This window comes from Cobetia sp. Dlab-2-AX (genome assembly GCF_024124625.1).
GTDB lineage: Bacteria > Pseudomonadota > Gammaproteobacteria > Pseudomonadales > Halomonadaceae > Cobetia.
This window is the reverse complement of the sequence record NZ_JAMXRV010000008.1, coordinates 182216-208589: the sequence shown is the minus strand read 5'-3', so window position 1 is coordinate 208589 and position 26374 is coordinate 182216. Positions and strand designations below refer to the sequence as shown.

Below are 26374 nucleotides of genomic sequence, written 5' to 3'. Positions count from 1 at the left end.
AGGCTTTCGCCCACGGCCAGATGATCGAAGGCTTCACCCTCGACGCTGGAACTATCGAAGGTCCAGTTCAGGGTGCCGTCGTTGTTGGCACCATCGATGATGGCGTCGGCATCGACGGAGAGCATGCTCAACAGCTGCTCGTTGGTCAGGCCATCGACATCACCGTCAGCGGTCACCACGGTGACGCTCGGCGTGACTTCGTCGGTGGTGTCCAGATCGCTGACGGACAGCGTGCCGGAGGTCACAAGCGTGTCGTCGGTCTCGGTCAGCGACTCCGCCGCGCTGTCGTCGCCCTCGATGGCGATGACCGGTGCATCGTTGGTGCCGTTGATGGTGATCTGGACGACCTGCTCGGCGGTCGCGCCCTGGCTGTCGGTGACGACCACGGTGTAGTCGAGCACTAGGCTTTCGCCCACTGCCAGATGATCGAAGGCTTCACCCTCGACGCTGGAACTATCGAAGGTCCAGTTCAGGGTGCCGTCGTTGTTGGCGCCATCGATGATGGCGTCGGCATCGACGGAGAGCATGCCCAGCAGCTCGGCATTGCTCAGGCCATCGGTGTCACCAGTGGCGTTCACCGCGGTGACACTCGGCGTGACGTCGTCAGTGGTGTCCAGATCGCTGACGGACAGCGTGCCGGAGGTCGCAAGCGTGTCGTCGCTCTCGGTCAGCGACTCCGCCGCGCTATCGTCGCCTTCGATGGCGATGACCGGCGCGTCATTGGTGCCGTTGATGGTGATGGTGAGCAGTGCCGTGTCGACACCACCCTGCCCATCGGAGACCTGATAGGTAAAGGTCTCGTTGAGGCTTTCCCCGACAGCCAGTGCCTGAACGTCAGGATTGGTGTTGTCCAGGGTGTAGGTGTAGCTGCCATCTTCCGCGACGGTGATGCTGCCATAGGTACCGGTCACGTCACTATCGACCGCACTTGCCGTACCGGCGTTGGTGCCAGCACCGATACCACTGACAATCAGTGCATCGCTGTCATTGCCGCCATCGGTGTCGGCATCCGGTTGCGCATCATCGAGGACATTGCCTGTGGCAGTGCTGGTATCGCCGGTGGCGACACCTTCTTCAAGATCCGCCACGTTGTCGAAGGCCTCGGGCGCGACGTTGGCCACGGTCCAGGTGAAGGACGTGGTGACAGAGGCCCCATTCTCGTCGGTCGCGGTCAGGATGACGGTGTAGGTGCCGTCATCGTTGTCACCGCCGATGGAGGCATCCGGCGACAAGGTGCCACTGATTTCACCGCTGGTCGGATCGATCTCGATCCCGTCCGGCAGGTTGTCAGCCGAGAAACTCAGCACGGCATCATTGTCGATGTCCGTGAAGGCATCCGCGACGCTGAAAGGCGTGATGGGGTCGCCATCATTGTCGGTCTGATCGGCGGGCTGCTCGCCGGCAACCAGTACCGGTGCATCATTGGTGCCGGTGATGGTGATGGTCACCACCTGCTCCGCCGTCTCTCCCTGACTGTCGGTCACCTGCACGGTGTAATCCAGCACCAGCGTCTCATCCTGCGCCAGATGATCAAACGCTTCCGGCAGGTTCGCGCTGTCGAATGCCCAGTTCAGAGTGCCGTCGTTCTCGGTATTGGCGATGATCGCATCGGCATCCACACTCAGCATGCTCAGCAGCTCAGCATTACTCAGACCGTCGGTGTCACCATCAGCAGCGACAGCCGTGACGCTCGGAGTGACAACATCGGTGGTGTCGAGATCACTGACGGACAGGGTGCCGTCGGCGGACAACGGTGCGTTGGTCTCGGTCAGGTCGGCGCTGTCGCTGTCGTCGCCTTCAACGGCTATGACAGGAGCATCGTTGGTGCCGTTGATGGTGATCGAGACGACCTGCTCGGCAGTGGCGCCCTGGCTGTCGGTGACGACCACGGTGTAGTCGAGCACCAGGCTTTCGCCCACTGCCAGATGATCGAAGGCTTCACCCTCGACGCTGGAACTATCAAAGGCCCAGTTCAGGGTGCCATCATTCTCGGTGTTGGCAATGATCGCATCAGCATTGACGGAGAGCATGCCCAGCAGCTCGGCATTGCTCAAGCCATCGGTGTCACCAGTGGCGTTCACTGCGGTGACGCTCGGCGTCACTTCGTCGGTGGTATCCAGATCGCTGACGGACAGCGTGCCAGAGGTGGCAAGCGTGTCGTCAGTCTCGGTCAGCGATTCGGCCGCGCTGTCATCGCCTTCAATCGCGATGACCGGAGCATCATTGCTGCCATTGATGGTAACGGTGAGCAGTGCGGTATCCGTGCCGCCCTGACCATCGGAGATCTGGTAGGTGAAGGTTTCGCTGAGTACCTCACCCTCTGCCAATGCCTGGACATCTTCGTGGGCATTGTTCAGGGCATAGGTATAGGTGCCATCTTCATTGATGGTGACGGCGCCATAATTGCCCTCGACGTCGCTGCCGGCGGCGGTGAAGGCACTCGGGACCGCCCCGAAGGCCAAGCCACTGACGACAAGCGCATCCGAGTCATTGCCGCCATCACTGTCTGCCTGGTCATTGACACCGGCTCCCGCAGCGGCAAGGACATTGCCACTGACGTCACTGCTGTCACCGGCATCAAGTCCTTCCGTCACGAAGGCAGCATCGTTCTCGGCTTGCGGGTCGACGTTGGCCACGCTCCAGGTGAAGGTCGTCGTGACCTCGGCACCGTTTTCATCCGTGGCCGTCAGGGTGACGGTATAGACACCGTCGTCTCCGCCGATGGAGGCATCCGGTGACAGGGTGCCGCTGATCTCGCCGGTGTCGGCATCGATCACCAAGCCCGGGGGCAGATTGTCAGCGGCAAAGCTCAACACCGCCTCGTTATCAACGTCAGCGAAGGCATCCGCGACGCTGAACGGCGTGATCGCATCGCCGTCATTGTCAGACTGATCTTGCGGCTGAGCGCCTGCGACCAACACCGGCGCATCATTGGTGCCGGTAATGGTCAGCGTGATGTCCTGAGTGTCGGTGCCGCCGTTGCCATCCGCGACAGCGACCTGATACGTCAGGGTCAGCACTTCCCCCTGCTCGAGATGATCAAAGGCTTCGGGAAGCGCACTGCTGTCGAAGCCCCAATTCAGGGTGCCATCGTTGGCAGTGCCGTCGATGATGGCGCCACCATCCACGCTGAACATCGCAAGCAGAGCGGCATCCGACAGGCCATTGACGTCACCGTCGGCGACCACCGCCTCGACCGTGGGCGTCACGCTGTCGGAGGTATCGACATCGGTGACCGTCAGGGTGCCATTCGCGCTCAAGCCGCTATCTGACTCTGAAAGCGCGGCGCTGATGCTGTCACCGGTCGCAATCGTGATGGCCGGCGCATCGTTGGTCCCGTTGATGGTGATGGTCAGTTCGGCGGTATCCGAACCTCCCTGGCCATCGGAAATCGCGTAGGTGAAGGTCTCGGTGACGCTTTCCCCCACTGCCAGTGCCTGAACATCCGGATTGGTGTTATCGAGGGTGTAGTCGTAATCGCCGACACTATCGAGTGAGATGGTGCCATAGGTGCCCTCGGCAGTTGTCGCCGCGTTCACCACGGTCTGGCCCGCCCCGACACCGCTGACACTCAGGGTATCGGTATCATTGCCTCCGTCTGCATCGACACTGTCATCCAGTGCCGCGTCAGTCAGGACATTGCCCTCCGTCGCGCTGGTGCTTGAGGTATCGAGCCCTTCCGACACACTCGCGATGTTGTCCTGCGCCACCGGTGCCACGTTGCTCACATTCCACACGAAGGTGGTGGTGACGGTCGCGTTCTGATCGTCGGTCGCCGTGACGGTCACGGCATGTGCGCCATCGGTGCCGCCCTGGGAGGCATCGCTGGTCAGCGTTCCGCTGATCACACCTGTTTCCGGATCGATTGTCAGGCCGTCGGGTAGGTTCGCTGCGCTATAGGTCAGCACGGCATCGCCATCGACATCCGCGAAGGCGGTGGAGACATCCACCGGCGTCACTGCATCGCCATCCGCATCGTTCTGCTCGACGGGTTGAGCGTTGTCCACCAATACCGGGGCATCATTGGTGCCGTTGATGGTGAGTGTCAGCAGAGCAGTCGCAGCGCCACCCTGGCCATCGGAGATCTCGTAGGTGAAGGTCTCGACCAGACTGTCGCCGATATCCAGCGCCTGAACCGCTGCGTTGCTGTTGTCCAGCGTGTAGGTGTAGCTGCCGTCCGCTTCGATCACGACGGCGCCATAGGTGCCGGACACCTCGGAATCAGCTGCAGACCCCGTGGCGACGTTCTCGCCGAAACCGACACCGCTGACGACGATGTCATCGTTGTCGTTGCCGCCATCACTGTCCGTGCCGGCATCATTGATCACATTGCCCTGAGCCTGGCTGACGCTGGTGTCTGCCACGCCTTCATCGAGAGAATCGCTGTTGTCCTCTGCCACCGGCACCACGTTGGCCACGGTCCAGGTGAAGGATGTGGTGATCACCCCGCCGTTGCCATCGTCTGCAGTGAGCACGACAGTATGTACCCCATCACCCTCAGTCCCGCCCTGAGAGGCATCGCTGCTCAAGGTGCCGCTGATGACACCCGTCTGCGGGTCCAGGCTCAGGCCGTCTGGCAACTGTGCGGCGGTGTAGGTGAGCTCGGCACCGTTATCGACATCCTCGAACAGGTCGGCCACCGAGAATTCGGTGATCGCCTCGCCATCTTCATGGGCCTGGTCACCCTGGGTCGCGACGACGGTCGGGGCGTCATTGGTGCCAGTCACGGTGATGGTCAAGGTGCTGCTGGATTCGGCACCGTTATCATCCTGAACCGTGTAGGCGATGGTGGTGGTGGCGCTCTCGCCGACAGCCAGGGTGTCGAAATCGGTCCCCGGCGCGAAGATATAGCTGCCATCCTCGGCGATGGTGATGCTGCCGCCCCCAGTCATGTCGACCGCGGCATCCACCCCGGCGGCGGAGCCCGCTACCTGACTGACGACGCTTGTGGAGCCTGTATCGATATCGGTGTCATTGCTGAGCACACCCTCGACGGCGTCCACCACCAGGTTGGCATTTTCAGCCGTGGTACCGGCATCCGCTTCGGCCACCGGCGCATCGTTCACGCCAGTGAGGGTGATAGTGACCGTCGTGGTGGTCACGCCATCGGCGTTGGTGACCGTGAAGGTATCGGCCAGCTCAACGCCCTGGTTGAGCTGCTGCACGGCATCCTGTGCATTGTCTGCGCTATAGGCCCAATTACCATCAGCATCGACCGTCAGCTCGCCGTACACCCCGGTGAGGGTAGCGGCGGTGAACTTGTCTTCACCTGCATCACCGCCGGCCCCTGCCGCCAGAGTGCCGGTAGCCACGAGGTCTCCCTCATTATTGACCGCAGTGTCTTCCGTGACGTCGCCGGTGGCCGGTGTCAGGGTCGGCACATCGTCAACGCCATTGATGGTCACGCTGACCGTGGCGGTGGAGACACCGCCCAGGCCATCGCTGACCTGATATGTCAGGGTGGTGACAGCGCTTTCGCCGGCCTTCAGCGCTTCGAAATCGCCGCTGGGATCGAAGCTCCAGCTGCCGTCAGCATTCAGGATGAAATCACCACCCTCACTACCGGCTACCGGCTGACCGACATTCGCACCACTGCCATTGACCTGACTGACGACACGCGCGGAGTCAGCGTCCACATCAATGTCATTGTCCAGCACATTGGTCGTGTCGGCCGTGGCCAGCTCAGTGTCTTCATCGGTGGTTGAGGCATCATCGGTCGCGACCGGAGCATCGTTGGTGCCATTGATGGTGATCGTCAGCAGCGCTGTATCGGTGCCACCCTGGCCATCGGAAATCTCGTAAGTGAAGGTGTCGGTGAGACTGTCGCCGACATCCAGTGCCTGAATGACGGGATCGGTGTTATCGAGCGTATAGGTATAGCTGCCATCCTCGGCGATGGTCACGCTGCCGTAGCTACCTGCAACCGGCGTACCGGCTGCCTCGTCCGTGCCCTGGTTGGCGCCCACCCCGACACCGCTGACGACGATGGCATCGTTGTCATTGCCCCCATCGCTGTCGGTACCTGCATCAGAAATGACATTGCCGTCGGCCGTGCTGACGGAATCAGTGGCAAGACCCTCAGAGATAGCGTCGCTATTGTCCTGCGCGACGGGGTCCACATTGGCCACGGTCCACGTGAATGTCGTGGTCACGGACGCATTGTTCTCATCCGTCGCCGTCAGCGTGACAGTGTGAACGCCCCCGCTACCGCCCTGGGAGGCATCACTGGTCAGCGTGCCACTGATCACACCAGTATTCGGGTCGATGCTCAGCCCATCCGGCAGGTCCGTTGCCGAGTAGGTCAGCACCGCACCGTCATCGGCATCCGCGAACAGGTCCACCACATCAAAGGGCGTGATGGCCTGACCGTCGACGCTGTCCTGAGCCGCCTGGATCTCCACCACGGTCGGCGCATCATTGGTGCCGGTCACGGTAATCGTCAGCGTATTGCTCGACTCAGCGCCATTGTCATCAATGACCGTATAGGCAACGGTGGTGGTGGCAGACGCGCCCTCGGCGAGATAATCGAAGTCAGTCCCCGGCGCGAAGACATAGCTGCCATCCGCGGCAATGGTGACAGTACCGCCCCCTGCCATGGCGACCGCTGCCCCAACGCCTGAGGTATCACCAGCCACCTGACTGACGGTGCTGGTGGAGCCGGTGTCGATATCCGTGTCATTGGCCAGTACGCCATCCGCAGCCGCGACGCTCAGATCGGCGTTTTCTGCAGTCGTGCCAGTATCCGCGACAGCGACCGGTGCATCATTGACACCGGTAATGGTGATGCTGACGGCGGTTTGGGTGACACCATCCGCATTGGTCACGGTCAGGGTATCCGTCAGCGTGGCGCCCTGATTGAGCTGCTGGATGACAGCCTGGGTATTGTCGGCACTGTAGGACCAGTTGCCATCAGCATCGACTGTCAGGTCGCCATAGGCGCCCGACACTGTCTCAGGCGTGAACTTGTCTTCCCCGGTGTCGCCGCCAGTGCCCGCATCAAGCGTACCGCTGGTAGTCAGGTTACCGGAGGTGACATTGGTATCTTCGATGACATTACCGGTGTCAGGAGTCAGCGTCGGGGTGTCATCGACACCATTGACGGTCACGCTGACAGTGGCGGTCGAGACGCCTCCCTCGCCATCACTGACCTGGTAGGTAATGGTGGTGACCGCGCTCTCACCATCGGTGAGGCCGTCGAAATCAGCGCCCGGATCAAAACTCCAGGTACCATCGGCATTGACCGTGAAGGAACCGCCCTCACTGCCCGAGACAGCTGAGCCAACTCCGCCAGCATTGCCATTCACCTGAGTGATGGTGAACTCGCTGGCAGGCGTATCCAGGTCGGTGTCATTGTCGAGCAGATTTGGGGTGTCAGCGGTGGTCAGCTCGACGCCTTCGTCGGTCGAATCGGCATCATCATTCGCGACAGGGTCGTCATTGGTATCCACGACTTGCAGATAGCCGGTCAGGACATTGCTATCCAGCCCGACACCATCGATTTCGGCCAGACTGTCGTTGTTGCCGTCATTGACGACTACGGTGTATGCACGCGTATCGGTGTCCGGGTCATCGCTGGTGTTCTGATAGGTCAGCGAGTCAATCAGCGCCGAGACCTGAGCCGCCGTTGCGCCGGAGCTCAGCGTCACCGTCAGGGTCCCGTCAGCAAGAGAAGCACCGGCGAAGCCCGCCAGAGAGTCATCGACGGCAAACACATCGGCAGCCGTCGCGGCATCGATGGAAACCGTGATGGTGCCACCACCGAAGTTGTCACCGACCAGGGCGGTATCGACATCCGAAAGAGACGCGCCTGATACCAAGGCCACCTCGGAACTGCCGGTACCGGCACCTGTGTTCTCCACGATAGAGATGGCAAAGGCTTGCGGCGCCGTGCTGCCGGAGAGTACCGGTGCATCATTGATCGCATTGACGGTAGTGCTGATGGTGTCGGCATCGTCGATACTGGACCAGATACCCGTCTCGTCGAAGGTGGAAACATCCACGCTGTCACCGGACGTCACCGCACCGCTGCTATCGTCGGCCACGACGTAGGTCAGGCCTGTGGGAGTACCATTGAAATCTTCAGCCGGCAGGAAGCGCACTGAGTCAGTCGTCGAAAGCACCAGCGCATTGCTGTCACTGACATCATCGGGGACGTCGATCCAGGTATCACCGCCATCGGTGGAGTATTGCCAGGTCCCCTCTGTGTCATCAGAGGGATTGGAGGTGATCGCGATGCCTGCCAGTGCATTGGCAGAACTGCCCCCCGAAACAGCCTCCTGGGCCTGATCATCAGCGGAGGCGTCATCGAAGTTGACGCCGACCAGGTCCGCGACAGTAGCACCTGCCGGGTCAGTGTCATCCTCATCGATGGCAGCCAGCGTGACGCTTTCATCAGGTGTGGTCGGGGCATCATTGACGGCAGTGATGCTGGTATTGATGGCAATGGTGCGGCTTGACCAGACGCCAGTCGTCAGATCGCGGTCACCATTGGCAGTTTGATTCAGATTACGAAGATCATTGGCATTGGTACTGGCAACCAGTGCTGCGCTGCCATCCCCCAGACGAACGGTCAGAGCGCCAGGCACACCATTGAAGTCGTCGGCAGGCACGAAGCGAATGTCGGCATCAGCAGGCAGAATGAGGGCATTATTGTTACGCAGATTGCCGGGAATCTGCTCCCAGGTACTACCACCGTCAGTGCTGTACTCCCACTCCCCTTGCGCGTCGGTAGACGTATTCCCGACAATGGCAACATAGGTGAGATCAGTCTCGGTAGTAGCAGCGGTATTGCCATTCTCATCGGTCTGATCATCGGTGGTGTCATCGTACTGATCGACCAGCAGCGTATAAAGTTCCGTGCCGGCGATATCCACTGCCGCGGTGTCTTCGGCAACGGAGGCCACTGTTTCCGCTGTGCCGGCGGCAAGCGGACGGTCATTGACCGGGGTGACCGTGAGAGTGATATTACTGGTCGCCTCCTCTGCACCGCCCTGGCCGGTATTGCCGGCATCATTGAAAACGATGCTGAGGGTATCTTCACCATAGAACTCGGCTGCAGGGGTATAGACCTCGCTATCCAGTGAGGCCTGGAGCGATGCAACGGTACCCGTGAAGGTGATGGTGTTAGTGCCATTGCTGAAGGTGCCGTGATCCACCGTCAGCGTCAGCGACAGATTATTGGCTCCGAAATCATCGGCATCATCAAGCGTCACCCCGAGCGCTGACAGCGTGAGACTGCCATCTTCGACCAGCGTGGTAGTGCCGGTGGCTGCCGAAATAGTAGGTGCATCGTTGGCCGCAGAGATGTTGATATTGACAGCTGCAGTCGCAGTCAGGGCTGTCAGAACATCGAATGCCTGATCACCATTGGCCTCATCATTGAATACGATATTCAGCGTGGCCGTATCATCGGCATCAACATTTGTCGCGGTAAACTCGAGTGTTCCCAGAGCAGCATTGATCTGCGCCAGGGTGCCTGTCAGCGTGACTTGCGTATCACCATTACTGGCGGTGGCACCCACCATGCTCAGAGTACCGGCAGCACCACCGCCATCAACACTGACCGTGATGGTCTGTACATCCTGATAGACACTCTGGCCAACATCATTGGCATCCGAGACTTCTACACCAGTAATGGCAATTGTCTGGGAGCCGTTGTTATTGATCACGAAGGTCGTGCCGGGCACCGTCAAGACCGGCTGGTCATTGACTGCTGTCACGGTGATGTCTTCCTTCACGACCGTTTCAATGGCGGTATCGGGCCCGTGCAAGTCAGTATCCGTCGCCGTGATGGTCAGCTCGACGGCACCATTGTCATTGGCATCCGGCTGGTACTGGACGCTGGCCAAGGCGGTGGCAAGCTCATCCTGGGTGCCCACCATGGTAATGGAGTCAGTACCGCTGCCAGTGATGTTCGCGTCACCAGCATCGGTGATCTGCAGCGTGCCATTAGGAACGTTCAGTACGACGGTAATATCGGTATCGAAGCTATCGGCATCCGTCACGGTGATGGTACCGATATCCTGATAGCCGCCATCTTCCGTTACGACAAGTTGGCTCGCATCCGGCAGCGTCACAACTGGGGCGTCGTTCTCGGTCGACGCCCACAGTTCTATGCTTGCCGTCGCGGTATTGAAATCTACACCGATTGCCTCGCCATCCTGATTGGCATCGCCACCATTCAAGGTGCCATCAGAGAGGCGATCATCCACGACAGCCTCGAGGCTCCAGCGAGCGTCAGGGTCTGCTTCGCCAGTGACAGGATCCAGAACCATCTGGACACTCAGCGTTTCCAGGGATGCCTGAACAGCCGACAAGGTACCTTCAATTACCAGGGTATCGGCATCAGTGGTGACCGTGGAATCTGTCCCACTCGGCAGAGCCGTCAGTACAGCGGTAGTAAATGGAACAATGACTCCATCTTCATCCTGGAGTGAGAGCGAAACCTTGATGCTATCCGTTTCGCCAACATCAATCCCCGAACTGGAATCGAGATCCAGAATATCGACATCACCAATGACAAAGGCATCACCAAGGTCCAATGCTGAAAGTGCTGTGGAAGCCGGGATCAGTCTGTCTTCTGGCTGGGTTGCCGTGATTTCCGGCGAATCATCCAACGGGGTGATATCAATGCTGAACGTCGCAACGTCGGTCGTCAGCGGACCATCACTGACAGTAAAGGTGAAAGCATCAGAGTGGATTTCCCCGCCATCATGCTCATAGGACAGTGCCCCACTGTCGATATCAGCCTGGGTGAAGGAGCTACCGACGCGAAGCACCTTGCCATTCACCGTCAGAGTGCCGTTCTCCGGCAGGCTCTTGATCACGAAGGTCGACTGACGCGTGGTGTTGTCGCTGTCCACGGCCTGCAATAGGCTATTGTCGATGACTGCTGTTTCCCCTTCCCCAAGAGTGAGCACATCGTTGGCGGAAGTGGACGACTGATCCAGGGCATCAATGACCGTCTGATCCGCAGCATCGGAGGTCAGCGGAATCAGAGGGGCATCATTGAAGGGCGTGACTTGAATTGAGACGTTGCCGACATTGGAGACGACACTGGTATCGTTCCCATTGTCTACCGGAGTGGAAGAATTCGTCGCGAAGGGATCTGACGGCGCTGTCAGATCATCGCGCACGATGAAAGTGAAACTATCGTTCAGGGAGTCGACACTTTCACCACCGTCGTGAACGTACCGCAATCCCCCCGTCTGACCATCCGCCTGCGCGGTCAGAATCGCCTGGGAGTACCAGACATCGGTGGAGGCTGCCTCCCAGCTGTCGCCATCCCAGACTTCGAGTGACCCACCGCTCAGCTCGGTGCTGGTGATCTGGAACCAGAGGTCATCACTTTCCCCCTCGCCGCCCAGATTCTCCAGACTGCCATCCACATCCGACATTACCAGATTGGTGATTCGAACGATGCCGTCGGTCGTATCGGTCTTCTCGAGCAGACCGACACTGGAATTACCTGCGACAGGAGCATCATTGACGGGTGTTGCGTCGATGGTGAAGACATCGGTGATGGGATCGAGCGTGTCGGGATCCTTGTCGATGTCCGTCGGCAGGATGGTAAACGTGAAGCTGGACTCATGATCTTCGCTGCCATCGTGCAGGAAGGTGACCAGTCCGTTATCGATATCTTCTTGGGTGAAGCTTCCGAAATCGGAAATCGCCTGACCATCCAGGAATAGCGTCCCGTTGGTTGGTATGTTCGTCACGGTATAGACGATCTGGGTCGCAGGCAGCACGTAACCGTCCAGCTCGGCGCCATATTTGAGCATATCGTCGGTGATGACCAACGAGGTGGAAGCAGGATCGGCCGTACTTTCGCTCACGATGACGCCGGTATTGTTCACCTTCTCGGCGTAGATGGTTTCCTGTTGCTGCTCCCCGGGGCCACCGGCCACATTGTCAATCAGGAAATTCAGCGTACCGACGGTCGGTGAATCCGCGCCGCCCCAGGTCCCTGCGTCTCCTGCCTCTTCAAATGCCTTGAATTCGGAATCCACCAACGTGAAGGTGAAGTCGTCCGCCGTGCCACCAGTGCCATCCACGAGGGTCTGTTGATAGCGAACCTCGCCCGCCGTGACCTGCGCCTGCGAGAAGGTGCCACCCACCGGCAGCTTGACCCAGTCAGTCCCATTGAGAATCTGGATCTCACCAAAGCTCGGCAAGGTGTCGATCTTGTAGCTCAGCTGATCATCGGTGCTGTCCGGGTCTATCGCGTTCAGGGCAGATGCATCAATCAGCACCGCCCCATCAGTAGCGTCCAGCACATCAGTAGTGGGCGTCAGCGTCGGGTCATCATTGTTCTCGAGAATGTTGATCTCGACGGTACGTTCACTGGAAAGCTCATTGCCCGCCCCTTCGCCACCGCCGGCGTCAGTCACCTTGATGGTGAAACTGGGCAAGTCATCGATAATCGGCTCGTCCCCATCATGGGCGAAGGACAGCAGTTCCAGCTGATCGGCAGTAAAGGTGGCGTAACTACCCTGATCAAGGCTATCGATATCGATGATCTCATCTGTGTCTGCGATACCGTCCTGATTGAGATCCAGATAGAGGGTGCCACGCTCCGAGAGATTGCCCAGATCCGTGATTTCCACCGTTGCATTGGCCGCCGCATCGGCATGCCCGGACTCTTCATCGGTGTAGCTCAGGCCAAGCCGAGCATTTTCGCCCTCGAACTGCTGCGGTTCGCCTGTGATGGTTGGCGCGGCGTTGTCAGGAATCAGCTCGATATTGAGGGTATTGGAGGCCTCACCACCCGCGCCATCCACCACCGTGATGGAGAAGCTGTCACTGTCTCCAACGGCCACATCGCTGCCGTCATGGGTATAGACCAGCCTGCTGAGCTGGTCTGCATCGAAACTCGAGCCAATTGCCACCGGAGATCCATTGAACGTCAGCGCCCCCCCCGTCGGCAGGCTGTCGATCTCGATGATCAGCTGGTCGGTATCCTGCTCGCCACTGTCGACATCCGGATCACTCAGACCCAAGGCTTCAATGGAGAAGGTGAAGGTTCCCGCCTCGGTGACCGTCGCGCCGCTGTCCCCGAACACCGGGTCATCGTTGACAGGCGTCAGAGTGGCGACGAAATCGAGGCTGCCTCGGTCGGTATCCACCACCCCGTCCGTGGTTTCGGTGAGGCTCAGGCTCAAGGTGATATCGTCGGTGTAATCGTCACCCGGGGTGACCACGAGACCGGCGAGCTGATCGGTGATCTCCTGGGCTGTGCCCGTCAGGGTCGCGCTGCTGCCGCCGCTACTGAACTCCGCCCCGGCATCGGCGGCTGCCTGATCCAGATTCAGTGTCAGCGAGTACTGATCCGTAGCGTTGCCCTCGTCATCCACGTTGCCACTATCTGTAACACTCAGGCTCGAAAGCGAGAATTGCGTATCTTCGGTGCCCGACAGCGAAGCACCAGTATCGGTGGCCGACACCTTGTCACCGTTGCTGTCGGCACCCTCGGCAATGGTCACGGCAGCAGCGGCATCCAACAGCAGACGGGGCTCAAGGGCCTGAAGATCGAGTTCGCGCATGGGGGGAGCACCAATGTAATTATAGTGAAACCGATGGTTACGAAAAAGATACAATACAGCATGCGCGAGATCAATTTTTTACAAAGACCCACGCCATCCCCACCTAACGCTCAAGGATTATCTTTGGATCATAGAATATTCAGATATTTAGAAGAAGACCTAATACATTACTAATACCTAAATGATGAGAATATCCAAAAAAAGAGACCAACTGCTCAACAGTTGGCCTCCAAAATTCTTATACCTGTTGGTGATGAGACTACCCCCACACCGACATGAGCGTTATTTGAGTTTACCTACCCACAAGGCAGCCGCTTCCACCAGCTTCTGGTGTGCGTGGCGGAAGGCCTCCTCGCTCTTGCGATAGGGATCGGGAATCTCTTCTCCCTGGCCGCCCGCCAGCCAGCGGCCGAACAGCATCGTCTTGCCACTGACCTGGGGCGCCATCTGATTGATGGCACGACGATGACCATCACTCATCACCAGAATCAGGTCCGCCGCCTTCAGCATCTCGACCGACACCTGGCGCGCACGATGCTCACCCACCTCGAGCCCCGATTCGACGGCGAAGCGTGCTGCCGTGGGTTCGACCGGGTGATCGACCAGCGCGCCCACGCCCGCCGAGTGCACTGTCTTGCCAGGCAACGACTGCTTCAACAGTGACTCGCCGACCGGGCTGCGACAGATATTGCCGGTACACACCACCAGAATATTGTTGAACACGCTGACTTCCTCTTCCTTGTAACGCTTGCACCCATGTTGATGGTCCGGCACGCGGCAAGCTTGGCCCCGCACGGACGTCAGACGCCCATTGTCGCATGCTGGCAGTCTGTTCGGCAGGATCACATTTGGCCGATTCTCGATCGAGCACTGATGACACCTCTGGCTTTTCAAGGGCCAGCAGCGTGCTCATATGGCAACACTGAGGTGACCCGACGCAATAGCCCCCTACCCCTTGAAGACCTCAGGCAATATCGCCAAGTCCCGTGGTGTAGCCAATGAAGTGACTGGCTAAAGTGGCGATCCCGGTCCCTTGCGATCCCCATTCAGTCACTTGCTGAACCAGCACCCACTAGGGAGGCAAGATGAGCAACAAGACACTGACCGCGTCCAATCCGGCCAATGACAAGGTTCTCAAGGAATACGCCACGCTGAGCAAGGAAGAGGTTCAGCAGAAACTGGAGCAGACGCGCAAGGCGTACTCGAGCTTCAGTCAGACCACCGTGCAGGATCGTGCGCAACGCCTCACCGTTCTGGCGGACTTGATCGATGAGCATCAGAAGGAGATCGCCACGCAGATCGCTCATGAGATGGGCAAGCCCTATGATCAGGGCATCAGCGAGACGCAGATTTCCTCCAGCATCGCGCGCTTCTATGCCGACAATCTGCCCAAGCTGATGGAAACCGAGCAGCGTGAAGTCGACGGTGCCGTGCGTGCCAAGATCGTCAAGGACCCCATCGGCGCCGTCCTGGGCGTGATGCCGTGGAACTATCCGCTCTATCAGGTCATCCGCTTCGCGGCTCCGGCCCTGGCGGGCGGCAATGTCTGTCTGATGAAGCACGCCTCCAATGTCCCGGGCTGCGCCGACCTGATCACTAAGCTATTCCACAAGGCCGACTTTGAAGAGGGTATCTTCACCTGGTTGCCGGTGGGCTCGGAGATGATCGAAGACATTATCAATGACCCTGTCGTCCAGGGCGTCACCCTGACCGGCAGTGAAGAGGCGGGTCGCAAGGTCGCCGAACAGGCAGGCGCGGCGCTCAAGCCAAGCGTGTTGGAGCTGGGCGGTATCGATCCGCTGATCGTGCTGGATGATGCCGACATCGAGCGTGCGGTGGATCTCGCCATCGCCGGGCGTTTCGACAATACCGGCCAGAGCTGCGCCGCATCCAAGCGCCTGATCGTCGACAAGTCCCTCGCCGAGGACTTCTCCAAGCGCCTGATCGAGAAGGTCAAGGACATGCGCATGGACGACCCGATGAGCGAAGGGGTAGATATTGGCCCGATGTCTCGCAAGGACCTGCGCGATGACTTGCATGACCAAGTCCAGCGCGCCATCAAGGCAGGTGCCAAGCTTGAATGCGGTGGTGAGATTCCGGATCGCGACGGCGCCTGGTATCCGCCGACGGTGCTGACCAACGTCACCCAAGGCAATCCGGCCTTCAATGAAGAGCTGTTCGGCCCGGTCGCCTCCGTGGTGGTCGCCGACAACGAAGCGCATGCCATCGAGCTTGCCAACGACTGCCCCTATGGCCTGGGCAGCACCGTGGTGGCCAAGGACGACGAACGAGGTGAACGCGTCTCTCGTCAGCTCCAGGCTGGCATGAGCTTCGTCAACCGCCCGACCACGCCCTTCGCCCAACTGCCCTTCGGTGGCGTCAAAGGCAGTGGCTATGGCCGTGAGCAGAGCGAATATGGTTTCGGTGCCTTCATGAACATCCGCACCGTCTATGTCGCTGAGCACTGATGTGACACATCGTCGATGCCCCTGAGCACTGAGCTTTTGAGGCATTGATGTCGCGAAGTCAGGCAGCCCATGGCTGCAATCAACAACGCCCCGCTTTTCAGCGGGGCGTTTTGCGTCAGGCATTCGCATGCCTTGCCTTGCGATACTCCCCTTCCTCAACCATCGCGCTGAGCGCCCATCAAGTCAGCGCGTCACGCAGCCCTGCCGACATGCCTCACCTTCCAGCTGAACCGTGACGTGCGAGATGTCATGGCCGTCGCGCAGATAATCCTGAACCCGTTCCAGCACATCACCGGGCACACTGGTGGCGGCGACGACGACATGCAGACTGGCAATCGGCGACTGAGGCGTCAGCCCCCAGAGATGCAGGTCATGTACGCTCTCCACGCCCTCAAGCGCCAGAACGCCCGCCTGAATATCGGCGTGATCGAGCTGCTCCGGCGTTCCTTCCAGCAAGGTATGCGCCGAGCGTTTCACCAACGACCAGGCGCCGCGCAATATCAGCACCGCCGCGAGCACTGACAACAGCGGGTCAGCCTGATTCCAGCCGGTAGTCATGATGATCAGCGAGGCGACGATGGCCGCCACCGAGCCGAGCAGGTCCCCCATTACGTGCAGTACCGCGCCGCGCAGATTGAGGTTGTCCTGATCGCCCTGATGCAGGATACGAAATGCCACGATATTGACGACAAGTCCGAGCACGGCGATGGCCAGCATCGGTCCCGCCAGTACTTCGGAGGGCAGCCAGAGCCGCTTGATGGCGGCCACCACGATCGCCGCCCCGATCACCAGCAGAGTCAGGCCATTGACGAACGCGGCCAGCACCTGAAAGCGTGCATAGCCGAAGGTCAGCTTGCGGGTCGCCGCCCGATGCCCGAGGCGAAACGCGCCCCAGGCCAATGCCAGCGACACGGTATCACTGAGCATGTGCCCGGCATCCGCCAAGAGGGCCAGTGAGCCCGCGACCAGCCCGCCGACCACCTCCGCCAGCATGAAGCCGCCCGTCAGATACATCGCCAGCTTGACGCGTCGCTCGCTGTCGGCGGTCACCTCAGGCGCATGATCATGGTGGTGCCCATGATGATCGTGCGAATGGCCGTGTGAATGTTCATATGAGTGGCCGTGTGAATGGCCATGCGAGTGCCTGCCTGAAGGGTCAGAGCCATGAGAATGATCGTGAGCGTGCTGCCCGGAAGGCTCATGCGAGGGATCGCGAACCTCATCTTGCGGTGTCGATGCCATTCAACCTCCGGCCATCTAATGAAAAAAGAAACGTGTCTGCATGATGCGCAGCGTAACATCGAAAGTCGCGCGGCTTTCAAGACGCATTGGCGGATTTTCGCGTTCCGATAAAGGCCAGCAGCCACTGCGCCAGCTTGATAGGATAGTTATCACTTGCGAAGCAACGAATAAAGGATTCCTGCCCTCCCCATGAGCCTCTCCTCCGAGACCACCCCCTCCCGCTCGCCCCTCAAGGCCGATCTGCTGCTCCTGCTGGTCACCATCATCGCCGCCGCCGGCTGGATATTCTCCAAGGAGGCGATGGCCGGCATGCCCCCTCTGCTGTTCATCGGCAGTCGCTTCCTGCTTGCGGGGCTCATTCTGGCCATCTTCGATGCGCGCTCACTGGGCCAGCTGTCCACCGCGCGCAAGCTGCGCGCCAGCGGCGTCGGTGTCCTGTTCGGGGGCGCCATGGCCTGCTGGTCGCTAGGGGTCGCACTGTCTGATCAGCTGGGCGTGATCGCCTTCATCAACAGCTTCGGCATCCTGATGGTGCCGGTACTCGCACGACTGCTGTTCAAGGACAGACCGCCGCTGAGCACCTGGATCGCACTACCCACCGCCCTGCTCGGCTTCGCCCTGCTCGGCATGGGCCAGCCCGGCGCGACCGATGGCTTCACCATCGAGCCCGCTCAATGGCTCATCTTCGGCGCCGCCTGCCTGTTCGCACTGGTGTTCAACTTCAATTCACGCCTGGTGCGCAATATCCCGGCCCTGCCGCTGACGGCCATCCAGCTGATGACCACCGGCGTCACCTGCCTGATACTCTCGGCGCTCAGCGAGAGCTGGCCCGCCGGCATCAGTCTCGACATCCTGAGCTGGTTCCTGGCCAGTACCCTGATCGCCAGCACCCTGCGCTTCTTCCTGCAGATCTACGCACAGGGCCTGACCACCCCCAGTCACGCCTCGGTCATCCTGATGCTGGAAGCGGTCTGGGCCGCCCTGATGTCGGCTGCCTGGTTCGGTGAGCGCATGACCCTGATCCAGATGACCGGTTGCGGCCTCATCTTTACCGCCCTGTTGATCAATCGCTGGCAATGGATCTCACGCCTGTGGCGTCAGCGGCGGGCTGCCTCGTGAGAACAGCGTCCTGACTTGAGTGTCAGGCATGTCGCCACCATGTCTGACGCTTGAGCGTTCGACTTCCCGCCCCATTCTCTGCCATCGGAGCCACCATGATCCCCACACTACTCGGCGTACTGACGCTGCTGATGGCAGCCTTCACCCTGCTGCCACTGACGCGTATTCGCCATTGGTCGGTGCGCATCATGGATTTCCCCCGTCTGCAGCTGGCTGCATTGTGGGCGATGTTGTTGATCGCCGACCTCGCGGTACCCCAGCTTGCCTCCGGGCTCAGGGTGTCACTGGCCGTGATCGCCGTGGCCGGGCTTGTCTATCAGGCACACTGGATCGTGCCCTATACCCGCCTCTTCCCTTGCGAGTCCGCGCGCACCAGACAGCACGACCGGCAGCGTCAGGTCCGCCTGCTCACCGCCAATGTCCTGACCAGCAACCACGACAGTGACAAGCTGCTGGCCATCGTCGAACGCGAACAGCCCGACGTGCTGGTGACGCTGGAATCCGATGACTGGTGGCAGCAGCGGCTCGACGTGCTCGAGGCAGATAGCGAGCAATACGGCTATACGCACAGCCTCAAATGCCCGCTGGACAACCTCTACGGCATGCATGTCTATTCACGCCTGCCACTGCATGACGCCAGCATCGACTACCTGGTCGAAGAGGATGTGCCGTCGATGCATGCGCAACTGGAGCTGGCCAGCGGTGATCGCGTGCGGGTGCACTTCCTGCACCCGGCGCCGCCCAGTCCGACCGAGAATGACGAGTCATCCGAGCGGGATGCCGAACTGATCATCGTGGCGCGCAGCGTCGCCGACAGCCAGCAACCGGTGATCGTCACCGGTGACCTCAACGACGTGGCCTGGTCTCGCACCACGCGCCTGTTCCGCAAGCTGTCCGGCCTGCTGGACCCCCGCGTGGGCCGCGGCATGTTCAACACCTTCCATGCCAACATTCCCCTGCTGCGCTGGCCGCTGGATCACCTCTTCCATAGCGAGCACTTCAGTGTGGTGCGCGTGGCGCGCATGGAAGCCTTCGGCTCCGACCACTTCCCGCTGCTCACCGAACTGGCGCTGACGCCCGCCCAGGACACCGGCGAGACGCTCGATGCCCCGGAACCGGACGCCGACGACCAGGCCGAGGCCAGCGAGACCGCCAGTGACGAGAATGTCAGTCAGCAGGACGTGCCGAAGCCAGGTCGCTGAGCGCGACATGCCTGAGATGGCATTTGGCTGAATTCTCCAAAAGGTCCCAGACTGGCTGATGAGGGTTGAGCCATACGGGAGGCAGGCATGCGAGGACTCGACTGGCTGGGCACGCGGCTGGCGCGTCATCTCACGGCGCCGGGCAAGCTGCCGGCGCATCGCGCCACGTCATCACCGGAAAAGCTGGCTGCCACCCTGCGGCGCGGCGATGTCCTGCTGGTCGAGGGCTCCTCGCGTATCAGCACCGCCATTCGCTACCTCACCCAGTCGACCTGGTCTCACGCCGCGCTCTGCGTGCGCACGCCGCTGGACAGCAGAGGACGTCCGGCCAGGGGCGACTGCCTGCTGGAAGCGGACGTCAGCGCCGGGGTGCGCCGCGTCCCCCTCAACCATTACTGGCATCAGCACACGCGTATCTGCCGCCCGGTCGGGCTCACGGAGGAGGAGATCAGCGCATTGATCGCCCACGCCGAGGCGCGGCTGGGCCATCAATACGACCTGCGCAACATCGTCGATCTGGCTCGCTATCTGATTCGCACGCCACCGGTGCCAAGCCGCTATCGGCGCCGCATGCTGGCACTGGGCAGCGGCGACCCGACCCGTGCGATCTGCTCGTCGCTGATCGCCGAAGCCTTCCAGGCCGTGCGCTACCCCATCCTGCCAGACAGTGACGTCCTGCCCTCCAGCGACCCGGCATGCCTGCACTGCTATCAGGAGTTGCTGCATATCCGCCATCACAGCCTGTTTGCGCCCTGCGACTTCGATATCTCGCCCTACTTCGACATCATCAAGCCGACCCTGTGCGCCGGATTCGATCCCCATCGCCTGCAGTGGAGCGAACCGCCCGCCTGATCTGGTATGCTGCGCGCCATCCGCGGCCTTGCTGGCCGGCACCTGGGCATCAGTTCTGCTGTGCCGACTGCGCCGCCTGCCGCCCTTTGACACTCTTCACGACCGGAACCACGCCCGTGACCAATAACGACATCATCCGTCGCCTGCGCTACGCGCTGAATCTCTCCGACACCGACATGATCAACACCTTCGCTGCCGCGGACCACGAGGTCTCACGCGCCCAGATCAGCGATTGGCTCAAGCGCGATGATGATGAGGCTCAGCAGCGCATCAAGGACATCGACCTGGCCAGGTTCCTCAATGGCCTGATCAACGTGCGTCGCGGCAAGCGCGAAGGCGCCCAGCCGGCGCCTGAAAAGCGTCTCGACAACAACGTGATTCTGCGCAAGCTCAAGATCGCCTTCGAGCTCAAGGATGATGACATGCTCGAGCTACTGGCACTGGCCGGTTTCGAGCTGATCACCAAGTCCGAGCTGTCTGCCTTCTTCCGCAAGCCCGATCATCGCCACTACCGCGAGTGCAAGGACCAGATCCTGCGCAACCTGCTCAAGGGCATCGAACTGCGCCATCGTCGCCATGACCCCGAGACCGAGCAGCACGCCGTCGATCCGGTCTGATCAGCCCCTGATGTGCCGTCATGCAACAACGCCGCCCCGGATTCCGGGGCGGCGTTGTTGCATGACGGCAATGGCGGTACCAACAGCGGCTCAGCATTCGCGGTTGGGGCGCCCTTCCATGGTGGCCAGGCGCGCCAGCAACGGTGCCATACGGTGCTGGCTCCCTTCCGCCGCCGCGACCAGCGCCGGCAATACCCAGGACGGCAGGTCAGGCATCAGACGGTAGTAGACCCATTGCCCCTGGCGGCGATCCAGCAGCAGACCACAATTGCGCAACTGGGCCAGATGGCGCGATACCTTGGGCTGCGACTCCTGCAACACGTAGGTCATCTCGCATACGCAAAGCTCGCCTTCTGCATGGATAAGCAACATCAGCACAAGGCGTGTATCGTCGCTGAGGCATTTGAAAAGACGTGTCGGGGTCAGAAGAGACAATGCAGAATTCCACCTGATTCAATGATGTGAGCGTGCCGCCAACCACAGCTGCAAGCGCGTGCGAATTTCGTTCAAGGCGCGCCCATAGGACACCGCAGTATCCTCATTGCGCGGATCCTCGATATCCCAGAACAACAGCTCATCGGTCTGGCCATCCCACTGGCGACACTGCTGCTGCGCCTTCTGGCATAGCACGATGACGGCATCAAAGGACTGAGAGCGGTAGCGATCGATCGACTCGCTCGCCAGACCTGTAGTCTCCACCCCGGCGCGCGCCAGTGCGTCCAACGCATGCTGTTGCGGGGCATCAGGCGCGACACCGGCACTGAAGGCGTCAAACTCGTCCCCCGCCATGTTGCGCAACAGTGCCTCCCCCATCAGGGAGCGAGCAGAGTTGGCATTGCACAGAAAAAGCACTCGCTGTTTGGACATGACTCATCTCCAGAGCTGCAATTTTACCTTACCATAGGGTCGCACATCAGAAGTACCGCGCTTGTATAACAAACTGATGTCAGTAGCCTTTCAGGCCTCGGCGCCCCAGCTTCAGATCACTTTCTGCAACAAACCCTGCGGCAACACCTGCAACAGACCCTGCAACAGACGCGAACGGGCCAGCGCAGTGACCGGCAACTGCCAGGCACACCACGCCAGCCCGCGAAGATCGCCATTCGCTGTGTTCACGATGCGCACGAACGCCGCACCGCGTGGCTCACGTCATCAGCCCTTAAGGTCCGAAAGCGTCAGGGTCTTCCTGTCGGCGACGGCTTGACGCGCCGCCTTGCGCGCTTCTTCGTGCGCCGGAATCAGGCCGATGCCTTTCAGATAGCCCAGGTTGCCGACCATCTTCTCGCTCATGAACAGGTCCGCGTAGTCATACATGACCGGCGCTTCTTCCGCGTGCTGATTCTTGATGTAGAAGAACATGGTACGTGCGACCGGGTAGGTCTCTTCCGAGATGGCCTCGGGAGACGGGGCGATGCCGTCGATGGTCGCGCCACTCAGCGAGTCTTCGTTTTCCTCGAGGAAGGAGTAACCGAAGACGCCGAAGGCCTCGGTGTCTTCCGACAGCTTCTGCACGATCAGGTTGTCGTTCTCACCTGCCGGCACGAAGACGCCATCGTTGCGCACCTTGGAGTAGCCTTCGCCGCCATAGCCGTCCATCTCTTCAGTGGCGGCTTCCAGCACCAGCTCCTCAAAGGAATCGCGCGTACCGGAAGTGCTGGGCGGCCCATAAATGGTGATCTTGCGGTCAGGCAGGCTGGGATCGATCTGGTTCCAACGGGTATAGGGATTGGCCACCAGCTTGCCATCGACCGGCACCTGAGCCGCGACCGCCAGCGCGATCTGCTCCAGCGTGAAGGCGGCTGCGTCGTTGGTATTAGACTGCGCAAAGGCGATGCCGTCATAACCGATGAAGGCTTCGGTGATGTCGGTCACGCCATTTTCCTGGCAGCGTTCGAATTCGGAGGCCTTCATGCGGCGCGACGCGTTGGTGATATTCGGTGTGTTGCTGCCGACACCTTCACAGAAAAGCTTCATGCCACCACCAGACCCCGTGGCTTCGATAACCGGAGTGGGATGATCCGTGGTGACACCGAACTCTTCCGCCACATAGCTCGAGAAGGGATAGACGGTGCTGGAACCGACGATGCGAACCTGGTCACGTGCTTGTGCACTGGACACGACAGCCGCAGAGGCGATCACGAAAGCGAGCTGCTTGAGAGGGCGATTCATTGCGGTGCTCCGATACATTGATTTATATGAATAAGCATATATTTGGTGGCGAAATCCCTCACGACTCCGCCGCCCCGATTGACGCGACACCTCGCCAACCGCCACATGCCAGTGATGAGAATCACCCTCGGCATGCTGAACACGTATCTCGATGACAGGCATGTCGATATATACGCATAGGCATATATGATCATCATTTTATTGCAGTCGCGTGACATCTCCGCTGAGAATCCTGTCGCGGGTTGCCTTGCCTCTCTATCCCATCTCCTTCTCCTTTCACCTCTCAGCTTTACCTTCGACCGAGACAAGGCCCCAACAGAAATGGCCTGACCTCCCCAGTCACTCGTGGGAAGATCAGGCCATCGAAACAGCAGCGTGCGTGACAGGGAATCACTCGCTTGCCACTGGCGAGCCCCTCCTCAACGCTTCTGGCGGGAGCCTAAGGCCCGGCTAGCAGTTAGCAGTTAGCAGTTAGCAGCTAAAGGTTCCTGCTAGTCATCATCGCCCTCTTCGGCACTCTTCTGGCGCGCCTTGCGCTCCTGCTCTTCTTCCATGGCCGCCATGATGTTCTCAAGCAGCGCATCCACGTCCGGCGCTTCGGCGTCGTCCTCATAAAGGCCCGTCAGCTCGACATCCGGGTCCATATCACCGGCCTCGAACAATGCCCAGATCTCATCGGCGTAGCGTGTCTGTGCCAGTTCAGGCGCGAACATCGCGTAGTAGGCGGTGATGTTGGCGACATCACGCACCAACATGCTCTTGGCATTATTGTTGGCCGCGGCATCGACCGCCTGCGGCAGATCAATGATCACTGGGCCATAGTCATCGACCAGCACGTTGAACTCGGACAGGTCGCCATGCACCAGGCCGGCATGCAGCATGCGCACGATGTACTGCATCATCAGCGCATGGTCTTCCCGTGCCTGCTCGGCGGACATCGAGACATCATTCAGGCGCGGCGCCACATTGCCGTCGTCGTCGGTGACCAGCTCCATCAGCAGCACGCCATCGAAGCAGCCGAACGGCTGCGGCACGCGCACACCGGCATCAGCCAGACGATACAGCGCATCGACCTCGGCATTCTGCCAGGCGGCTTCCTGCTGGTTGCGTCCAAAGCCGGAGCCCTTCTCCATCGCCCGCTGACGGCGACTGTTGCGCACCTTGCGGCCTTCCTGATAGAGCACGGCCTGCTTGAAGCTGCGCTGGGCAGCATCCTTGTAGACCTTGGCACAGCGGATCTCGTCTCCGCAGCGCACGACGTAGACCGAGGCTTCCTTGCCACTCATCAAGGGGCGAAGCACTTCATCGACCAGACCGTCATCTATGAGCGGCTGGATTCTCTTTGGCGTTTTCATCGCGTTCTTATACGCGTTTTGCGATACATCGGGAATCACCCTGTAGCAATTTTGTGACATACCTTACGACAAAACCCCCGCCAATGCGTCATTGGCGGGGGTTTTCAGCATTCAGTGACAGACTGTCTCGTCGGCAGCAGCGCCAGCGCTTATTGGGCGTTCTTGAGGCTCTGCATGTCAATCACGAAACGATACTTGACCTTGCCTTGCTGCATGCGCTTCCAAGCATCATTGATGGTGTCGATGTCGATCATCTCGATATCGCAGCCAATGTCGTGCTCGGCGCAGTAGTCGAGCACTTCCTGGGTCTCCGGCATGCCACCGATCAACGAGCCCGCCAATACACGGCGCTTCATGACCAGGTTGCCGCCCTGCAGCGCGGGGTCCACTTCCTGCACCAGGCCAACGAGGATATGCGTGCCGTCGTACTTCAGGGTGTTGAGGTAAGGGTTGAGATCATGCGGCACCGGCACCGTGTCGAGCAGGAAATCGAAGGTTTCGGTGGCGGCTGCCATCTGCTCGTCATCCGTCGAGACGATCACATGATCGACACCATTCTCGCGCGCTTCCTCGACCTTGCTCTCGCTGCGGGTGAAGAGCGTCACTTCACAACCCATCGCCTTGGCGAACTTGATGCCCATGTGGCCCAGGCCGCCCATGCCGATCACCCCGACCTTGTCGCCGGACTTCACGCCATAGTGACGCAGCGGCGAATAGGTCGTGATACCCGCACACAGCAGCGGCGCGGCCACTGCCGGGTCGAGCTTGTCCGGGATGGTGACCACGAAGCGTTCGCTGACGACGATCTTGTCGGAATAGCCGCCTTGGGTGAGGCTGCCATCGTGACGGTCCGGGCTGCCGTAGGTCATGGTCATGCCGTCGAGGCAGTATTGCTCGAGCCCCTTTTGACAGGCGCTGCATTCACGGCAGGAATCCACCATGCAGCCGACGCCGACGATGTCGCCCACCTTGTACTGACTGACGTCATTGCCCACCTGGGTCACCCGCCCCACGATCTCGTGCCCCGGCACCAGCGGATACTGAGAAAAGCCCCAGTCATTGCGGCCGACGTGCAGATCCGAGTGACAGACACCGCAGTAGAGAATCTCGATGGCCACATCGTCCGGACGCGGCTGGCGACGCTCGAAGTTCCAGGGCGCCAGGTCTGCCGTTTCGGATGCCACGGCATAAGCGCGAGTCTGGCCGTCAAAATTACCGTTGGAAGGGCTTGTCATGGAGTCTCTCCTTGCTTGGCTGAGCGACGGACAGCCTGCTCATCAAAGATGATTCAGCGCCCGTAAAAGGATTCGCATGCCATGCGGCAATCGCGATCATGCCCACTGACCTCTTACCGACAGCCCGACTTTTCAATGGCTTGGCCGCCCTGCATCACTGTGTTGGTCAGATCGCAACAGCGGCCCACCAAGCTGCACGAGGCTTGCCGGCACAGGGAAAAGCGACGCAAAACATCATGCTTCTGATTCCAAGTTGACGCTATCAAGCAGCAAAGTTGCCACTGTGTTATCATAAACCTTCACCCCTCACGTCTTGGAACGGAGTCCCGCATGGCGAATACTCGTACTGCTGCAAAGAAAAAAGCACCGGCTGCTGTCGAAACCTCAGCCTCGCTTGAAGCTCAGATGCAGGCCTTCCTGGACCGTGGTGGCAAGGTGGATGTGATTGAATCCGGTGTCAGCGGCCAGGTCATTGGCGTCAAGCCGACCAAGCCGTCAAACCCTGCTGCCAAGAGCTGAAGCTTGCCCATCAAGCCTTGGTGCCCGAACTCGCTGCTCGCCTCACTCAACTGGC

The 26374-nt window shown here is 60.2% G+C and carries 15 protein-coding genes; 6 read left to right on the top strand and 9 right to left on the bottom strand.

From position 1 onward, the window contains the following. Both NH396_RS13990 and NH396_RS13985 read right to left on the bottom strand, forming a co-directional pair. On the bottom strand, nucleotides 1–13541 hold a 13541-nt coding region (locus tag NH396_RS13990), incomplete at its 3' end, for a VCBS domain-containing protein (protein WP_253064516.1). A 282-nt stretch (nucleotides 13542–13823) separates the two neighbouring features. Continuing rightward, nucleotides 13824–14264 carry a low molecular weight phosphotyrosine protein phosphatase gene (locus NH396_RS13985; protein ID WP_253064515.1) on the bottom strand — a complete coding sequence of 147 codons (441 nt, stop codon included), beginning with the start codon at nucleotides 14262–14264 and terminating at the stop codon, nucleotides 13824–13826. A 362-nt stretch (nucleotides 14265–14626) separates the two neighbouring features. On the opposite strand from NH396_RS13985, the gene NH396_RS13980 reads away from it, so the two are divergent. After that, nucleotides 14627–16009, top strand: a complete 1383-nt coding sequence (locus tag NH396_RS13980) for an NAD-dependent succinate-semialdehyde dehydrogenase (protein WP_253064514.1) — start codon at nucleotides 14627–14629, stop codon at nucleotides 16007–16009. A gap of 183 nt (nucleotides 16010–16192) precedes the next feature. Here the strand turns inward: NH396_RS13980 and NH396_RS13975 are convergent, their stop codons facing one another. Beyond that, nucleotides 16193–17059 (bottom strand): cation diffusion facilitator family transporter, encoded by an 867-nt coding sequence (locus NH396_RS13975; protein ID WP_253064513.1) that lies wholly within the window; start codon nucleotides 17057–17059, stop codon nucleotides 16193–16195. A gap of 381 nt (nucleotides 17060–17440) precedes the next feature. On the opposite strand from NH396_RS13975, the gene NH396_RS13970 reads away from it, so the two are divergent. The 4 genes from NH396_RS13970 to NH396_RS13955 all read left to right on the top strand — a co-directional run bounded on the left by NH396_RS13970 (nucleotide 17441) and on the right by NH396_RS13955 (nucleotide 21041). Beyond that, nucleotides 17441–18370, top strand: a complete 930-nt coding sequence (locus tag NH396_RS13970) for an EamA family transporter (protein ID WP_253064512.1) — start codon at nucleotides 17441–17443, stop codon at nucleotides 18368–18370. 95 nt (nucleotides 18371–18465) lie between these two features. Continuing rightward, nucleotides 18466–19572, top strand: coding sequence for an endonuclease/exonuclease/phosphatase family protein (locus tag NH396_RS13965; protein ID WP_253064511.1), 1107 nt, complete (start codon nucleotides 18466–18468; stop codon nucleotides 19570–19572). Between the two features lie 87 nt (nucleotides 19573–19659). Then, nucleotides 19660–20424 carry a YiiX/YebB-like N1pC/P60 family cysteine hydrolase gene (locus NH396_RS13960; RefSeq protein WP_253064510.1) on the top strand — a complete coding sequence of 255 codons (765 nt, stop codon included), beginning with the start codon at nucleotides 19660–19662 and terminating at the stop codon, nucleotides 20422–20424. Between the two features lie 116 nt (nucleotides 20425–20540). After that, a complete protein-coding gene (locus NH396_RS13955; RefSeq protein WP_054557257.1) occupies nucleotides 20541–21041 on the top strand; it encodes a DUF1456 family protein in 501 nt (166 codons plus the stop codon). A 90-nt stretch (nucleotides 21042–21131) separates the two neighbouring features. Here NH396_RS13955 and NH396_RS13950 read toward each other — a convergent pair whose 3' ends face one another. The 6 genes from NH396_RS13950 to NH396_RS13925 form a co-directional block, all read right to left on the bottom strand. After that, complete coding sequence (locus NH396_RS13950) at nucleotides 21132–21467, bottom strand: metalloregulator ArsR/SmtB family transcription factor (RefSeq protein WP_279833316.1); 336 nt, start codon at nucleotides 21465–21467, stop codon at nucleotides 21132–21134. Nucleotides 21468–21494: 27 nt separating this feature from the next. After that, nucleotides 21495–21908 (bottom strand): arsenate reductase ArsC, encoded by a 414-nt coding sequence (locus tag NH396_RS13945; protein WP_253064509.1) that lies wholly within the window; start codon nucleotides 21906–21908, stop codon nucleotides 21495–21497. Between the two features lie 111 nt (nucleotides 21909–22019). Beyond that, entirely contained in the window at nucleotides 22020–22166 is a 147-nt protein-coding gene (locus NH396_RS13940; RefSeq protein ID WP_253064508.1) for a hypothetical protein, read from the bottom strand. A 27-nt stretch (nucleotides 22167–22193) separates the two neighbouring features. Further along, nucleotides 22194–23210, bottom strand: coding sequence for a substrate-binding domain-containing protein (locus tag NH396_RS13935; protein ID WP_253064507.1), 1017 nt, complete (start codon nucleotides 23208–23210; stop codon nucleotides 22194–22196). 491 nt (nucleotides 23211–23701) lie between these two features. After that, complete coding sequence (locus NH396_RS13930) at nucleotides 23702–24565, bottom strand: PA4780 family RIO1-like protein kinase (protein WP_253064505.1); 864 nt, start codon at nucleotides 24563–24565, stop codon at nucleotides 23702–23704. A 149-nt stretch (nucleotides 24566–24714) separates the two neighbouring features. Then, nucleotides 24715–25800, bottom strand: a complete 1086-nt coding sequence (locus NH396_RS13925; protein WP_253064503.1) for an NAD(P)-dependent alcohol dehydrogenase — start codon at nucleotides 25798–25800, stop codon at nucleotides 24715–24717. Between the two features lie 330 nt (nucleotides 25801–26130). Here NH396_RS13925 and NH396_RS13920 point away from each other — a divergent pair, with 330 nt between their 5' ends. Continuing rightward, a complete protein-coding gene (locus NH396_RS13920; protein WP_084589604.1) occupies nucleotides 26131–26319 on the top strand; it encodes a hypothetical protein in 189 nt (62 codons plus the stop codon). Nucleotides 26320–26374: the final 55 nt, after the last annotated feature.